Origin of the sequence: Ectopseudomonas toyotomiensis, assembly GCF_017167985.1 — a bacterium.
Classification (GTDB): domain Bacteria; phylum Pseudomonadota; class Gammaproteobacteria; order Pseudomonadales; family Pseudomonadaceae; genus Aquipseudomonas; species Aquipseudomonas toyotomiensis.
Genome location: NZ_CP070505.1, coordinates 392,562 through 405,105, shown reverse-complemented (window position 1 = coordinate 405,105; position 12,544 = coordinate 392,562). Strand labels below are relative to the sequence as shown.

12 protein-coding genes are annotated in these 12,544 nt (G+C 64.1%); 5 read left to right on the top strand and 7 right to left on the bottom strand.

Annotation, left to right across the window (positions count from 1 at the left end):
* Nucleotides 1–6: 6 nt before the first annotated feature.
* The 6 genes from JWV26_RS01675 to JWV26_RS01650 form a co-directional block, all read right to left on the bottom strand.
* On the bottom strand, nucleotides 7–573 hold the full coding sequence (locus JWV26_RS01675; RefSeq protein ID WP_206418237.1) for a DUF6162 family protein: 567 nt from the start codon (nucleotides 571–573) through the stop codon (nucleotides 7–9).
* Nucleotides 570–890, bottom strand: a complete 321-nt coding sequence (locus JWV26_RS01670) for a hypothetical protein (RefSeq protein ID WP_059391388.1) — start codon at nucleotides 888–890, stop codon at nucleotides 570–572. Before JWV26_RS01670 ends, JWV26_RS01675 begins: the two co-directional genes overlap by 4 nt.
* Entirely contained in the window at nucleotides 887–1,429 is a 543-nt protein-coding gene (locus tag JWV26_RS01665; protein WP_045735202.1) for a hypothetical protein, read from the bottom strand. Before JWV26_RS01665 ends, JWV26_RS01670 begins: the two co-directional genes overlap by 4 nt.
* Entirely contained in the window at nucleotides 1,426–2,622 is a 1,197-nt protein-coding gene (locus tag JWV26_RS01660) for a PepSY-associated TM helix domain-containing protein (RefSeq protein ID WP_206418236.1), read from the bottom strand. Before JWV26_RS01660 ends, JWV26_RS01665 begins: the two co-directional genes overlap by 4 nt.
* Nucleotides 2,623–2,745: 123 nt before the next feature.
* Nucleotides 2,746–3,789 carry an AraC family transcriptional regulator gene (locus JWV26_RS01655; protein WP_206418235.1) on the bottom strand — a complete coding sequence of 348 codons (1,044 nt, stop codon included), beginning with the start codon at nucleotides 3,787–3,789 and terminating at the stop codon, nucleotides 2,746–2,748.
* On the bottom strand, nucleotides 3,780–4,799 hold the full coding sequence (locus JWV26_RS01650; RefSeq protein ID WP_206418234.1) for a carbon-nitrogen hydrolase family protein: 1,020 nt from the start codon (nucleotides 4,797–4,799) through the stop codon (nucleotides 3,780–3,782). The genes JWV26_RS01655 and JWV26_RS01650 overlap by 10 nt, the downstream gene beginning before the upstream one ends.
* Nucleotides 4,800–5,000: 201 nt before the next feature.
* Between JWV26_RS01650 and JWV26_RS01645 the strand changes: the two genes are divergently transcribed.
* Together JWV26_RS01645 and JWV26_RS01640 are read left to right on the top strand one after the other, a co-directional pair.
* On the top strand, nucleotides 5,001–7,034 hold the full coding sequence (locus tag JWV26_RS01645; RefSeq protein WP_093051405.1) for an NADPH-dependent 2,4-dienoyl-CoA reductase: 2,034 nt from the start codon (nucleotides 5,001–5,003) through the stop codon (nucleotides 7,032–7,034).
* Between the two features lie 66 nt (nucleotides 7,035–7,100).
* On the top strand, nucleotides 7,101–7,532 hold the full coding sequence (locus JWV26_RS01640; RefSeq protein WP_206418233.1) for a nuclear transport factor 2 family protein: 432 nt from the start codon (nucleotides 7,101–7,103) through the stop codon (nucleotides 7,530–7,532).
* Nucleotides 7,533–7,540: 8 nt separating this feature from the next.
* On the opposite strand, the gene JWV26_RS01635 is transcribed toward JWV26_RS01640, so the two are convergent.
* Nucleotides 7,541–8,497 (bottom strand): TAXI family TRAP transporter solute-binding subunit, encoded by a 957-nt coding sequence (locus tag JWV26_RS01635; protein WP_074918034.1) that lies wholly within the window; start codon nucleotides 8,495–8,497, stop codon nucleotides 7,541–7,543.
* 584 nt (nucleotides 8,498–9,081) lie between these two features.
* Here JWV26_RS01635 and JWV26_RS01630 point away from each other — a divergent pair.
* Genes JWV26_RS01630 through JWV26_RS01620 form a run of 3 tightly spaced genes read left to right on the top strand, consistent with a single transcriptional unit; the run spans nucleotide 9,082 to nucleotide 12,525 of the window.
* Nucleotides 9,082–10,449: a chromosome partitioning protein ParA gene (locus tag JWV26_RS01630; protein ID WP_072425378.1), complete on the top strand. Its 1,368-nt coding sequence runs from the start codon at nucleotides 9,082–9,084 to the stop codon at nucleotides 10,447–10,449.
* A 2-nt stretch (nucleotides 10,450–10,451) separates the two neighbouring features.
* A complete protein-coding gene (locus JWV26_RS01625) occupies nucleotides 10,452–11,393 on the top strand; it encodes a 1-aminocyclopropane-1-carboxylate deaminase/D-cysteine desulfhydrase (protein WP_206418232.1) in 942 nt (313 codons plus the stop codon).
* Between the two features lie 22 nt (nucleotides 11,394–11,415).
* On the top strand, nucleotides 11,416–12,525 hold the full coding sequence (locus JWV26_RS01620) for a cyclic nucleotide-binding domain-containing protein (RefSeq protein ID WP_072425376.1): 1,110 nt from the start codon (nucleotides 11,416–11,418) through the stop codon (nucleotides 12,523–12,525).
* Nucleotides 12,526–12,544 lie beyond the last annotated feature (19 nt).

Genomic DNA, 12,544 nt, shown 5'->3' with positions numbered 1-12,544 from the left:
CATCGGTCAGTGGCGGTGCTGGCGGGTGACGCCGGCATCGTATTGGGTCACCACCTGTTGCCAGCCGGCGGCGCTCAGGGCATCGGCATGCAGGTTGTGCGGGGCGCTGGCATCGCTGGCGCGGTTGAGCCAGATGTCGGCCCCCGCTGCGCTTGGCAGCAGCAGGAAGGAGCCGGCGACGGCACTGTCACCGCTCAGGCCCTGGTAGGCATGGTCATCACCGACCTGCAGCAGTTGCCAGACATGGTGGCCTCGGGTGACGGTGCTGGCGTCGTTGGTGAAGGGTGGAATGCCTTCTTCGGCCAGTCGCTGCGGCTCGGGCAGGGCCTGCAGTTCGTCCTGCAGCATGAGAATCTCGTCGAAGGCCACCACCAGCTCGGTATGGATGCCTTGCTCGGCGGCGTTGAGATCACGGCGGGCGTCGATCTGATGGGCCGCGACGCTTTCTTCCTCGTGGCTCTCGCTACGCAGGCTGATGACTGTCGCGGCCAGCAGGATGATCGCCAGGCTGAGGACGGCCACCCACAGGCTTTCATGCCCGGCGCCTGCCGGGCGTACCACTTGGGTGGTCATTGGCTGGCGATTTCCGTGTGGTCGATTTCCACGACGTGGCCGGGGCCGGCGTCGAACAGCACGTAGAACTCGCCGTCCGGGCGCTTGAAGCTGAGCCTGGAGTCTTCGCCGAGCTTGCCGGGCACCAGCACTTCTTCGTCGTAGCTGATCACGTCGAGGGTCACGCCGGGGGCGCCGCTGCCGTCGGAGAAACCGCCGGTGCAGACGATTTCGCCGCTGCCGTGCTCCTCGCATTCGCAGATCGGGTTGTGCGCGAGAGCCAGAGGGGACAGGCCGGTGCAGAGCATCAGCAGACCGATGCGGGCGCTTTGGGTCATGGTTTGCCTCCTTGTTGTTTCAGCCAGGCGATGGTGGCGGGCGACGCCTCGGCCAGGGGAATGGATGCCTGATGCACCGTGCCGTCCCAGCCCTCGGCGGTGATCCACAACTCGGCATCGGGCTTGGTGCGTGGCGGTACGGGAATGCTCGTGCCCATGCGGTAGGGGCTGCCGAAGAACAACCCGCCGGCGGCGCGCAAGTTGCGCGGCTTGCCGATGCGCAGGTAGACCACCTTCACCTGGCTGATGCACGCCTGGCACAGCGCGGCGTTGAAACTCTTCATATAGCCGGCCGGGCCTTCCAGTTGCGGCGGCTGGTTGCGAAACTCGGCCAGGCGCAGACTCCAGGGGCCGACCTGGACCTCGCCGAACTCGCGCTCGCCGAGGCCGCTGTCGCCGCGGAACAGCGCGACATCCTGGAAATACTTGGGCATGAAGCCCAGGGGGATCAGCACCAGCAGCACGTTCAGGTGGAAGCGCCACCTGTACCAGAAACGGCCCAGAGCGGACGGGGCGGGGGCGATTGCGGCCTTGCTCATGGGCTACTCTCCGAGATTTCACGGGTGGCGACGATCGGGGCCGGCTTGGCGGCGCGTGCCGGCCGCTTGACCGCTGCGACCGTGGCCTGGGCGGTGCGCTTGGTCCAGATCAGCAGGCCGCTGAGCACCATCATGCTCAGCAGCAGGCCGAAGATGAACCACAGCAGCTTGACCCACAGGCCACCGAAGTCGCCGGTGTGCAACGGCCGCATGGACTCGGTGACGAACTCCAGGCCCGAGCGGTCGCTGAGCAGCCGGGTAGCGTCGATGTCGCCGTTGTAGGGGTTGATCGAGGCGGACTGGAACATCAGTGGATACCAGCCGCGGCCCCAGACCGAATAATGACCGTAGGCATAGCCCGGCAGGCTGACGAAACTTGGCTCCAGGCCCGGGATGACGTCGGTGGCCTTGAGTACGGCGGCGTCCAGGCTGATGCGCGGCACTTCGGCAGCGCTCGGCGCCAGCGGTACTTCCTCGCGCGCCACCACTGGCGGCACGCCTTCGGTGGAAATCGACACGTGGGTATCGCCGAGAATCGCCTGGATCAGGAACCAGATGCCGGTGATGGAAATGACCGCGATGAACCAGATCGACCAGATGCCGGAGAGGCGGTGGAAGTCGCCCCAGAAGATGCGTGCGCCCTGGCCTATGCGCAGGCGTGGGCTGAAGAAGCCTTTCCAGAACTTCTTGTAGACCACCAGGCCGGTGATCAGCGACAGCAGCATCGGCAGACCCATCAGCGATACCAGGTACCAGCCCCAGCTGTAGCCGTTGGTGAACGGCACCAGCCACCAGCCATGCAGGGCACGGGTGAACTGGCGGAAGTCGAACTCCGGGCTGACCCCCTGGATCGCCCCGCTATAGGGGTTGACGTACAGCAACGGCGAGCTGCCGTCGGGATAGCTGACGCGCGCGGTGAGGGCGAAGTGATCTTCGTCCGGGCGGCCGATGGACTGCACGATCAGCTCGGGCTCGGCGCGATTGATCGCTTCCAGTATCTGGCCGAAGCTCAGGCGCTGCGCATCATCGGACGGCTTGCTGGCGCGTACGTCCGGGTTGGCCAGCCAGACGATCTCCTGACTGACCGTGGCCAGGGTGCCGGTGACACAGATGATCAGCAGGAAGAACCAGACCGGTAGGGCCAGCCAGCTGTGGACGAGAAACCAGAGTCTGGAACGGGATTTCTTGGACATGTTCGCGGGGTCGTTGGCGCGCGCGGCGGGCCGGCACGGAATGAGAGGAGTAAGAAGCGACCGCAAACGCGGATGAAAAGGATTCTAAGTTGCGAGAGCTTGACGATCAAGGTTGCCGTGCGATCAGCCCGCTCTGCGTTGCGCGCGGCGGTAGTCGCCGGGTGTTTGCCCGAGCCAGCGCTTGAAGGCGCGCTGGAAGGCTTCGGCGGAGGCGAAGCCGAGCAGGTAGGCGATCTCGCCGAAGGCCAGTTCGGTATCGCGGATATAGGCCGTGGCCAGGTCGCGGCGGGTGTCGTTGAGGATGGTGCGAAACTGCGTGCCTTCCTCGGCCAGCTTGCGTCGCAGCGTCCAGCTCGGCAGGTGCAGGCTGCGCGCCACTTCCTGCAGATCCGGCTCGTGGCCGTGCAACAGTGGGCCGAGCAGTTGAATGACCCGTTCGCGCAGGCTGCGTGTGCGGGTCAGCTGTTCCAGTTCGCGTTCGCACAGCTCCAGCAGGTGCCGCCAGGTGCCTGGGCAATGTTGTGGGTTGCGCAGGGCCAGGGTTTCGCTGCTCAGGCGCAGGCGATTGGCGCCAGCGCTGAACTCGACGGGGCAGCCGAACAGCGCTTCGTAGCGTTCGCCGTAGTCCGGTGCGGGAAATTCGATCTCGACTTTTTCCGGGGTAATGGAGCGGTCGACCACCTGGCTCAGGTTGGTCTGCCAGCCGGCCAGCACCGAGTCCACCACGAAACGGTTGTAGGCGTTGTAGGGACTGATGGAATAAAAATGCAGCCAGGCGCCGCGTGCATCCTCGCTGAAGCCCGAACGGCCGCGATAGTTGGCGGCGTACAACGGCTCGAAGCGGGTCAGGGTGCGTGCCGCTTCGCGCAGATCAGGCGCCTGCGCGGCGCAGATGCCGGCCAGGCCAACCTGGCTGAGGCGGCTGTGACGGCCCATGTCAAGGCCTAGGGCGGGGTTGTCGCATAGGGCGATGGCGCTATGGCCCAGGCGCATGAAGCGCGGGATCGACAGGCGTGCGCGCGGCTCGCTGAGCCGTGCGGCATCCAGGCCAAATTGTTCGAGCAGGGGTTCGGGGCGCTGACCCTGTTCGCGCAGTGCGTCGGCCAGCGCCTGGGTAAAGCCGACGGAGAGATCGCCGAGGCGAACGCGTGATGCTTTTATAGCCATAGATTGATCAGTTGCGCGCCGCGCTCGCTGGCGCCTCGTTCGCTGCGTCCGGCATCGAAGGCGAGCGCCTGGGACTGACCGCTACGCTCCCACAATCGGCCGCGCAGATGGACTTTCACTCCCGCACGAATGCCGTGGGCCTGCAGCTGTTCGGTGAAGTCGGCGTCGTCCGTCAGGCCATCCAGATCGCTGGGCATGGCCAGCAGCTCTACTGCCTCATCGATTGCCTTCGCCTGGAACTGTTCGATAGTGCCGCCTAGCAGTACGCCAAGCCGGCCTGCCGGGGTCTCCAGCACCTGAAGGGCTTCCGGCGCTCTGGTGGCGAGTGCGCCGGCACTGAAGGCGTGGCGTTGCGGCTGGCCCTGCGGGTTACCGGCCTGATCGAACACCAGGCTGACGTTGTACAGCGGCCCGCGACCGACTTCGAGGCGACCCCGTTCCACGCGGGGCTCGGGCAGAACGATCGAGCCTGCTACCAGGGTGATCTGGTAGTCGCGGGCCAGATCGCCAAACAGCTGCTGATAGTCGCGCGCCATGGCCTTGGCCTTGGTGCGCAACATGGCGTCGTCCAGGCGTGCGTCGCTTCCAGCACTGAGCAGTGCGCCGAGAAAATCCAGTGGATTGCTCGCCGCCAGCCAGTGCATGGCCTGACGGCGCTCGGTGGCGCGGTAGAGCTCTTCCTTCTCGCCGACGGCGAGCAGCCAGGTACCTATATGTTCGGGCAGCACGACGACGGTGCGCTCATTGAGCATGCCCTGGTCACGGGCGTGATCGAGGTAGGCGGCCAGCTTCAGGCGCAGTCGCGCGAGGCTCTGGTAGTCGGCGGCGAACAGTTCAGGCTGGATGCCTAGCAGGTTGCCGCGTGTGCTGGGCTCGCCGATATCGAGCGCGACCTGGCTGCGCAGGTCGGACAGGTAATGGCTGCTGGGGCGCTGCGCGATCCAGTGGGCGTAGCTGCCAAGACCGGTCAGCAGTGCGAGCGCGAGCAGAAGGGTGATCAGTAGGCGCATTGGATTTTTTCGGTTTGGTTGCGGTGCAGGTTAGGTCGGTCGAGCCGCGCTGCCAACCTCTATTGCTAGTTTTGATCATTATCTTGTTAGTTTTGATCATTGAGCATGACTGGCAGCCTCTTTATCGTCTGGCTCCATAACCGACCGCGTGACCATGAGACCGCGGCAATCCGTGAACTGCACCGCGATGTGGAGAATTCCATGACTGCTCGTTACCCGCACCTGCTGGCCCCGCTCGACCTCGGCTTCACCACGCTGAGCAACCGCACGCTGATGGGCTCCATGCACACTGGCCTGGAAGAGAAACCGGGCGGCTTCGAGCGCATGGCGGCCTACTTCGCCGAGCGCGCCCGTGGCGGTGTCGGGCTGATGGTCACCGGCGGCATCGGCCCGAACGAGGAGGGCGGCGTGTATTCCGGCGCGGCCAAGCTGAGCACGGTGGAAGAGGCCGAGAAGCACAAGATTGTCACCCAGGCCGTGCACGAGGCCGGCGGCAAGATCTGCATGCAGATCCTGCACGCCGGGCGTTATGCCTATAGCCCCAAGTCCGTGGCGCCGAGCGCCATCCAGGCACCGATCAACCCGTTCAAGCCCAAGGAGCTGGACGAGGAGGGCATCGAGAAGCAGATCGCCGACTTCGTCAATTGCGCCGCGCTGGCCCAGCAGGCCGGTTATGACGGTGTCGAGGTGATGGGTTCGGAAGGTTATTTCATCAACCAGTTCCTGGTCGCCCACACCAACCACCGCACCGACCGCTGGGGTGGCAGCTACGAGAACCGCATGCGCCTGCCGGTGGAAATCGTACGTCGCGTGCGTGAGGCGGTCGGGCCGAACTTCATCATCATCTATCGCCTGTCGATGCTCGATCTGGTCGAGGGTGGCAGCACCTGGGACGAGATCGTGCTGCTGGCCAAGGCCATCGAGCAGGCCGGCGCCACCCTGATCAATACCGGTATCGGCTGGCACGAGGCGCGCATCCCGACCATCGCCACCAAGGTGCCGCGTGCGGCTTTCACCAAGGTCACCGCCAAGCTCAAGGGCGAGGTGTCGATTCCGCTGATCACCACCAACCGCATCAACACCCCGGAAGTCGCCGAGCAGGTGCTGGCCGAGGGCGATGCCGACATGGTGTCGATGGCGCGCCCGTTCCTTGCCGACCCGGACTTCGTCAACAAGGCCGCCGAAGGCCGCAGCGATGAGATCAACACCTGCATCGGTTGTAACCAGGCCTGTCTGGATCACACCTTCGGCGGCAAGCTGACCAGTTGCCTGGTCAACCCGCGCGCCTGCCATGAGACCGAGCTGAACTACATCCCCACCACCGCGGTGAAGAAGATCGCCGTGGTCGGTGCCGGCCCGGCCGGGCTGGCGGCTTCCACCGTCGCCGCCGAGCGCGGCCACAGCGTGACCCTGTTCGACGCGGCTGGCGAGATCGGTGGCCAGTTCAACGTGGCCAAGCGCGTACCGGGCAAGGAAGAGTTCTTCGAGACCCTGCGCTACTTCAAGCGCAAGCTGGAAACCACCGGCGTCGACGTGCGCCTGAACACCCGTGTGTCAGTGGACGATCTGCTCAACGGAGGCTTCGACGAAATCATCCTGGCTACCGGTATTGCCCCGCGTACGCCGGATATTCCGGGTATCGAGCATGCCAAGGTGATCAGCTACCTGGACGCGATTCTCGAGCGCAAGCCGGTCGGGCAGAAGGTCGCTGTCATCGGTGCCGGCGGTATCGGTTTCGACGTGTCCGAATTCATCACGCACCAGGGCAAGGCCACCAGCCTTGACCGTGACGAGTTCTGGAAAGAGTGGGGCATCGATACCGCGCTTGAAGCGCGTGGTGGCGTGGCAGGGATCGAGGCGCATCCGCACCCGGCGGCGCGTCAGGTGTTCCTGCTGCAGCGCAAGAAGTCCAAGGTCGGCGATGGCCTGGGCAAGACCACCGGCTGGATTCACCGCACCGGCCTGAAGAACAAGAACGTGCAGATGCTCAACAGCGTCGAGTACGTGCAGATCGACGATGCCGGCCTGCATATCCGCATTGCTGGTGGTGAGCAGCAGGTGCTGCCAGTCGATACCGTGATCGTCTGCGCCGGCCAGGACCCGCTGCGCGAGCTGCAGGAAGGTCTGGAAAACGCCGGCCAGCGTGTGCACCTGGTCGGCGGTGCGGATGTCGCTGCCGAGCTCGACGCCAAGCGGGCGATCAACCAGGGCTCGCGCCTGGCGGCCGAACTCTGATCGAACCGACGCCCCGCTCAGTGCGGGGCGTTTGCTTTCTGGCCTTAAAACAACAAGGAGAAGCCGATGTCTCTCAATGCCCAGCTACAACCTGCTGCTGCGACCAGCCTCGAACGCTGGCACCAGTTTGTCGCCGCCAAGGATCTGAGCGCCTTGCCCGAGTTGCTGCATCCTCAGGCGGTGTTCCGTTCGCCCATGGCGCACACCCCTTATCCTGGCGCGCAGGTGGTCAATCTGATCCTCAATACCGTGCTCAAGGTGTTCGAGGATTTTGCCTATCACCGCGAACTGGCTACTGCCGATGGCCTCAGTGTGGTGCTGGAGTTTTCCGCCAAGGTTGGCGAGCGCGAGTTGAAGGGCATCGACATGATTCGCTTCGACGACTTGGGGCGAATCGTCGAGTTCGAGGTGATGGTGCGCCCGATGAGCGGGCTGCAGGCGCTCGGCGCGGAAATGGCGCAGCGCCTGGCGCCCTTTCTCGCCGCCGCCAAGGGCTGAGGGGCGCTCTACTTGAGAACGCCCACCTCACGATAGAAGCGCTCGGCGCCGGGATGCAGCGGAATCGGCAGGCCACTGGTCGCCCGTTCCAGTCTGATGTCCCTGGCGGCTGGATGCGCTTCGGCCAGTCGGTCGAGGTTCTCGAAGAGCAACTTGGTCATCTGATAGGCCACGGCGTCGGAAACGCTGGTCTGGCTGACCAGGACGTTGGTGATGGTCGCCGTCGTCACGTCGTTGGCCTGGCCCTTGTAGGTGCCGGCAGGAATGGTGCCCGACTGGTAGGCGCTGCTGCCGATACGTGACACCACCTGCTCTGGGATGGCGACGAAGGTGATTGGCACGCGTTCGGCCAGGTCGCGAATCGCCGCCATACCCAGGCCGGCCGACTGCAGGGTGGCGTCCAGTTGGCCTTTCTCGATCAGTTCGACCGATTCGGCGTAGGGCTTGAATTCGACGTGGCCCATATCCGCGTAGCTGAGACCCGCGGCCTTGAAGATGGCCCTGGCGTTGAGCTCGGTACCTGAGCGCGGCGCCCCGACGGAAATACGTTTGCCGCGCAGATCTTCCAGGCGGGTGATCCCCGATGCCTTGCTGGCAACGATCTGGATGTAGTTCGGGTAGATCCCGGCGATAGCGCGCAGGCGATCACGCGGGGCTCTGAAGCCAGCTTCTTCATCGCCTTTCCAGGCATCGGCAACGGAGTCGCCCAGGGCGAAGGCCAACTGGCCACGGGCGATCTGCAGCAGGTTGAGGTTCTCTACCGAGGCCTTGGTGGCCCGTACGCTGGTGTTCGAGTCTGCGATGCGCTCGCTGTAAAGCTCGGACAGGCTCATACCCAGCGGGTAATAAACGCCACTGGTACCGCCGGTAAGGATGTTGATCGAGGTTGGGTTGGCGTGAGCGTTGGGGCTACTGGCCAAAATCGCGGCAGCGGCGAGCAGGCCAAGGCGCTTGGCTAAGTGCATGGGAATTCTCCGTTGTTGTTGTTTTTAGCTAAGGACGCGGCAGTGCTGTGCAGGCAGTCTTCTGGCGCCGGGATAGGCACTCGCGAAGCGGATTGAACGATGAGGGGTTGGCAGTGAAGTGATGGCGGAACATGGCTGACCTCTTGTCTTTTTTATCAGTCCGGCCGCGCGACAGGCACGCGAGCTTGTAAGTGCCAGAGCAGGTGACGTGCCAGGATGTCGGACCACCGGTCTAGAGCGGATGAGCCCAATGGCACTGGCTGAAATAGGCAAAATTCCGCTTGTGAGGCAGGGGTGAAAAGCAAGAATCCGCCGATCGAGTTGTGCTTGGCAGGCTGTTAAGCATCCAGGCGGACCGGGCCGCTGGCAGCTTTCGTACTTTCCGGTCTTGTCACATTTTTGCGCTAAGCGGTGGTCTATTCGGCCTGGCTCGCAGAGTGAGTGCCAACCCAGTCACATTGCTGTGGTCGGGTTTTCCCCTAGACTTGCCTCAGATATCAAGGACGATATCAGTGCCGGAGTATGCGCTGCTCCGGCACGCGACTATGCGCGCGCGTATTCCCGGTTGGTCCAGAGGGTCCTCAATGAGCATGCAGAACAAGCCGCAGATGGTGGAAGCCGTGATGTTCTTTAGTGAACGCGGTATCTGCAAACAGATGATGTTCCCTGAGTTCGAAGCTTTGCTCGATGGTGTGGTGAACATGCCCGAGTTCGCCGACGAACAGATGCGCGCGGTATTCGTGGTGATCAACCCGCGGCTGCTGGTCAGGGCGGCGGTATTCTTCTTTCTGGATTTCGACGAGGACGGTCGCCCCGACAAGGGCTGGAACATTCCTCTGCAACATCTGGCCGAACGTGCCGGGCGTGGTCCGGATCTTGGCGCAGGGCCGATTCGCCTGGCCTGTCGCAGCCAGTGCCCGGTGTCCTGGCATCAGATGCACCTGTGGGACCCCAGCCTGGCCCCCGCACAGAACGATCTGGTATTGCTGCGCGATGCAGTCAAACGCAATCAGCTCGGGCTCTTGATCGAGGATGACAGTGCCCAGTCGGTGGTTGCCGAGCGTTTGCAGGTAGCTTCCGAAGATAAATGGTATGCGCCCGACCCGGCCAAGGAAGTGGCCGAGCAACTGGCGCAGAAGATGGATCATGAGCATCGTGCCAAGACCGCGCAGCTGATTCAGCAGCAGCGCCTGCGCATCACCAGCCTGACCCAGCAGCATGAAGACGAATTGGCCAAGTTCAAACTGGCCAGCGAGGAGCAGAGCAAGAATCTGCAGGCGCAGATCCATGGGCTGCATCAGGCACTGCGCCAGCAGGAGGAGCTCAACGCCAACCTCAAGGCGCAACTGGCCGCCCAGGCCGAAAGTTTCCAGAGCAGCCGTGAGGAAATGACTCAACAACTGCGTGCCCTCGAGCGTCATGGTCGTACCGAGGGCGATATCCTGCGTGCGCAGTACGATGGTGAAATGCGCGCCAAGGTCGCTGCGGCCGTGGCGGAGTACAAGGAACAGATCGCCATACGCGACGTCGAACTGGCCTATCGCAACGAGCTGGATGCCCAGTTGCAAGCGGAAATCGAACGCCTCAAGCGTGAGCGCGATGCGTTCGCCAGTCAGGGCGGTGACCAGGTGCTGGATCGTCTGGCCAAGCTTGGCGTGGTGTTCGTGGTGTACCATCCCGGCGCCGGGCACCTGACCATTCCCCTGCAGGATGTCGCCCGCTATCAGGACAATCCCATGGCCTACGCCGCTGGCAAATGCTTCGTTTCCGAAGAGCAGTATCGGCACTGGTTGGCGCATTATCAGCAGCCCAGCTGCGATGCATCCTTGCCCAGTGGGGAGCGCTGCGCCATTCCCATCGATCGTGTCGATACGCCCAGCCGTTTCACTCTGGGTGATTCGAACTGCTGCGCGCGGCACAAGGCGAGCAGTCGTCTGCGCACCGTCAGCTGACCTTGCCAATACGGATTCCCACCTGGCGCCCGCGGGCGCCGCTACAACCTCTGCAACTGGACTGGCTCGAGGCTGCCGGCGTCGAGCTCGCCTGCCTGCGCCTGGATCTTGTCGACCCGCTGCTGTCTGGCAACAAGTGGTTCAAGCTCGCGCCCTATCTTGAGCAGGCCGCTGCGGCTGGCGCGCAGGGGGTGATCAGCCTGGGAGGAGCGCACTCCAATCATTTGCATGCGCTGGCCGCGGCGGGCCGGCGTTTCGGTTTCGCCTGCGTCGGTCTGTTGCGTGGTGAAGCGCAGCAGACCCCGACCGTCGATGACCTGCAGCGCATGGGCATGGCGCTGCACTGGCTGGGTTACGGCGGCTACCGTGCGCGGCATCAGCCGAACTTCTGGGCGCCCTGGCTCGCCCGCTATCCGGGTTTCCAGGTGATCGGCGAGGGCGGTCTGGGCCTTCAGGGCGCTAATGGCTGCAGCTGTCTGGTGGCGATGGCCGAAGCGCAGCTGGCAGATATCGGCTGGTCTGATTTCGATGCCTGGTGGCTGGCTACGGGGACCGGCACCACCCTGGCCGGTGTGCTGCTGGGTGATGTTCGGCGCAGGGTGTTCGGCGCGCAGGCCGTACCGAGCGACCATGGCGTCGCCACTCAGGTCGCCAGGCTGCTGGACGAGGCCGGGGCGTCGGAGCGGCGCTACCAACTGATCGACGCCGCGCGCGGCGGTTTTGCGCGTCTCGACGAGCCACTGCGCCAGTTCATCCTGGAAACCGAGCAGGCCAGCGGTGTGCCGCTGGAGCCTGTGTATACCGGCAAGGCGCTTATGGCGCTGCGCGATTTCTGCAAGAGCGGTCAACTTGCGCGCGGCAGTCGGCTGATATTCATTCATACTGGCGGCTTGCAAGGGCGTCGGGTGTTGATGGGCGCCAGCGCCGACTACACTCAGGTCTGACCAGCGGAGCCTGGAAATCCTCATGAGCGAACCCCTTACTCCCGAACAACTGCGCAGCCTGACGCCGCTCAACGTGCTTTCTGAGCAGCAGTGGCGCGAGTTGCGTAGCCAGCTGGTGCCGCAGCCTCTGTTGGCCGGGCAACTGCTGTTTCGTCGGGGGGATCAGGCGCGCCTGACCTGCTATCTGCTGGCCGGCGAGTTGCAGCTGCAGGATGCCGAGGGCAGAGCGCAGAGGGTGCAGGCCGGTAGCGAGATCAGCTGCCACCCGTTGTCGCCCGGCCTGCCGCGGTTACATGACGCCCGCGCCGTGAGCGATGTCAGCGTGCTGATGATCGACAGTGCCACGCTCGATCGCCTGCTGACCTGGCGTCTGGCCCATCAGGACCTGTTGCTGGCGCTGCAGCAGAGCGGCGTCGATGTCGAGTGGCTGGAGAGGCTGCTGGAAAACCCGTTGTTTGCCAAGGTGCCGCCGGCCAACGTGCAGAGCATGCTCGCTCGCTTGCAGAAGATCGAGCTGGCGGCTGGCAGCCAGATTATCGAAGAGGGTGCCACTGGCGATTGCTGCTATTTCCTGGAAAGCGGCCGCGCCGAGGTGATCCGAGGTGCTGGTAGCGAGCACCAGGTGCTGGCGGAGCTGGAGGTTGGCGCATGTTTCGGCGAGGAGGCCCTGCTTGCCGACCGGCCGCGAAATGCCACGGTGACCATGGTCGAGGCCGGCAGTGTGTTGCGTCTGGATCGTCAGGATTTCTTTGCCTTGCTCAAGGCACCCGTGGTGGCCGAGGTGTCGCTGGGCGAGGGCGCCAGGTTGCTGACGCAGGGCGCGCAGTGGCTCGACGTACGCCTGCTGGAAGAGTACGAAAAGGCACATGCGCCGCAAGCGCTGCACATGCCGCTGCAGCTGTTGCGTCTGAAGGCGCGCCTGCTGGAGCGATCACGCACCTACCTGTGCTACTGCGACAGCGGCAAGCGCAGCAGCAGCGCGGTGTTTCTACTCTCGCAACTGGGTTACAGCGTTTACGCCTTGCGCGGTGGCCTGGACGTCCTGCCGGCGGTGCAGCGTGATGCGCTGCTCTGTGAAAGCGGCGCAGGGTATCTGGCTCGTTCCGGTGGGCGTACCGAGCGCAGCCGCTGAACAGCGCTTGCTCTTGGGC

What these genes read in the sequence shown, in the direction of transcription:
- JWV26_RS01635 (WP_074918034.1), bottom strand. Translation starts at nt 8,497, where the DNA reads ATGCACTTAGCCAAGCGCCTTGGCCTGCTCGCCGCTGCCGCGATTTTG.
- JWV26_RS01620 (WP_072425376.1), top strand. Translation starts at nt 11,416, where the DNA reads ATGAGCGAACCCCTTACTCCCGAACAACTGCGCAGCCTGACGCCGCTC.
- JWV26_RS01640 (WP_206418233.1), top strand. Translation starts at nt 7,101, where the DNA reads ATGTCTCTCAATGCCCAGCTACAACCTGCTGCTGCGACCAGCCTCGAA.
- JWV26_RS01650 (WP_206418234.1), bottom strand. Translation starts at nt 4,799, where the DNA reads ATGCGCCTACTGATCACCCTTCTGCTCGCGCTCGCACTGCTGACCGGT.
- JWV26_RS01655 (WP_206418235.1), bottom strand. Translation starts at nt 3,789, where the DNA reads ATGGCTATAAAAGCATCACGCGTTCGCCTCGGCGATCTCTCCGTCGGC.
- JWV26_RS01665 (WP_045735202.1), bottom strand. Translation starts at nt 1,429, where the DNA reads ATGAGCAAGGCCGCAATCGCCCCCGCCCCGTCCGCTCTGGGCCGTTTC.
- JWV26_RS01630 (WP_072425378.1), top strand. Translation starts at nt 9,082, where the DNA reads ATGAGCATGCAGAACAAGCCGCAGATGGTGGAAGCCGTGATGTTCTTT.
- JWV26_RS01660 (WP_206418236.1), bottom strand. Translation starts at nt 2,622, where the DNA reads ATGTCCAAGAAATCCCGTTCCAGACTCTGGTTTCTCGTCCACAGCTGG.
- JWV26_RS01675 (WP_206418237.1), bottom strand. Translation starts at nt 573, where the DNA reads ATGACCACCCAAGTGGTACGCCCGGCAGGCGCCGGGCATGAAAGCCTG.
- JWV26_RS01645 (WP_093051405.1), top strand. Translation starts at nt 5,001, where the DNA reads ATGACTGCTCGTTACCCGCACCTGCTGGCCCCGCTCGACCTCGGCTTC.
- JWV26_RS01670 (WP_059391388.1), bottom strand. Translation starts at nt 890, where the DNA reads ATGACCCAAAGCGCCCGCATCGGTCTGCTGATGCTCTGCACCGGCCTG.